This window comes from Patulibacter sp. NPDC049589, from assembly GCF_040675535.1.
Classification (GTDB): Bacteria; Actinomycetota; Thermoleophilia; order Solirubrobacterales; family Solirubrobacteraceae; genus Patulibacter.
The window spans coordinates 1-1,699 of the sequence record NZ_JBFAPC010000331.1 but is presented as its reverse complement, the minus strand read 5'-3'; the positions used below and the strand labels follow the sequence as shown (position 1 = coordinate 1,699).

Sequence of the window (1,699 nt, the reverse complement as noted above, 5' to 3'; positions counted from 1 at the left end):
TCTCTCGCCCGCCCGCCCGGGGCCGGCAGGACGCGCCCGCCGGCGGCCACGATCGTCGCCGCCGCCACGGCCGCGGAGGGGTCCTCGTGGCCGCTGCGCCCGTCGACCAGCAGCGACGGGTGGAACCTCGAGGCGACCGCCGGAGCGCCACCGGTGTGGTCCGCCGCCGCGTGCGAAAGCACCATCGCGTCCAGCCGCGTCACGCCCTGCTCGGCGAGCCGGTCCACCACCCGGCCGTCCGCCGGGCCGGCGTCGACGAGGATCGCCGCGCCGCCCTGGCGGAGCAGCGTCGCGCTGCCCTGCCCGACGTCGAGCACCACGACGCCGTCGCCGTCGAGGACCGGCGAGCCGCCCGGCCCGCCACGCGTCGCCGCAACGCCGAGGGCGACGACCGTGAACAGCGCCACGACGATCGCGGCGGCCCGCGTCCCGCGCCGCCGACCGACGCGCAGGGCCCAGCGGCCCAGTGGGTCCCGCGCCGCCCGCTGCCGGACGGCGTCCTGCCCGCGCACGAGCCACGCGGGGCGCTGGACGACCACGAGCGCCACGACGAGGACCGCGACGGGCAACAGCGCCGCGGCCGGCCCCGGCCGCACGACCGCCCAGCCCGGGGACGCGGCCCAGCCGGCCACGCCCGACGTCCAGTCCAGGAACGGCGTGGTCGCCAGCACCAGGCCGCCGCTCACCGGCGCGCCCTCCGGCCCGAGGATCCCCGCCACCATCCCGAGCCACGTGATCGGGGCGACGACGGGCTCGACGACCATGTTCGCCGGGAGGCTGGTCAGCGAGACGTCACCGACGCCGGCCGCCAGCACGGGCGCGGTCGCCAGCCCCGCGCCGAGCGGAACCGCCGCGGCCGCCCCGAGCCAGCCCGGCCAGCCGGCGCGGCGGGCCAGCGCCGTCAGCGGCGGCGCCAGCACGAGCAGCCCGACGACCGCCGCGAAGCTCAGCTGCCAGCCGAGCTGCTGCGGGGACGCCGGGTCGACGAGCACCGTCGCGATCGCGGCGAGCAGCAGCGCCCACCAGCGGTCCGGAGCGCGGCCGAGGCCGAGCGCCAGCAGGGTCAGCACCCCCGTCACCCCCGCCCGCCGGATCGACGGGCCGGCGCCCGCGAGCGGGACGTACGCCGCGACGGCCACGAGCGCCCAGCCGATCCGCCAGGGCCGCGTGAGCCCGCAGAGCGCCGCGATCCCGATCGCCAGCGCGGCGACGAGCGCCACGTTCTGGCCGCTCGCGGCGACGAGGTGCGACAGGCCGCTGCGCCGGAACGCCTCCTCCTCCGCGTCGGTGAAGTCCTGGTCCTGCCCGAGCACCATCCCGCGCAGCAGCGCGCTGCGGGCCTGTGGGCGGTCGCCGTCGCCGGGTGCCGTCAGGGTCCGCTCGGCGCGCTCGCGGAAGCGGTCGATCGCCCCGCGCCAGCCGCCCCGGCGACCCGCGACGCCGACCACGGTCGCGTCCAGGGTGAGGGCGATGCCGCGCGATCGCGCGCCGACCGCGCCGTCGCCGACCGGGCGGAGCTTGCCGCGCACCCGCAGCAGTCGACCCGGGACGAGATCGGGCGCGGCGGTCGCCACCGGGGTGCGGAGCTCGACCGTCGCGCCGCGCAGCCGGGCGGTCGTCTTCCAGCGTCCGTCGAGGGCGCGGTCGGCGGCCTCGAGCACCTCGACCGGCTCGCCGGGCCCGACCGCCGCGCCCCGGG

Annotated in this window: 1 protein-coding gene; it reads right to left on the bottom strand. The window is 80.0% G+C overall.

Translation table 11 applies throughout. From position 1 onward, the window contains the following. Positions 1-1,699: ComEC/Rec2 family competence protein (locus tag AB0L40_RS27780; RefSeq protein ID WP_364362039.1), on the bottom strand; the 1,699-nt coding region annotated here is incomplete at both ends.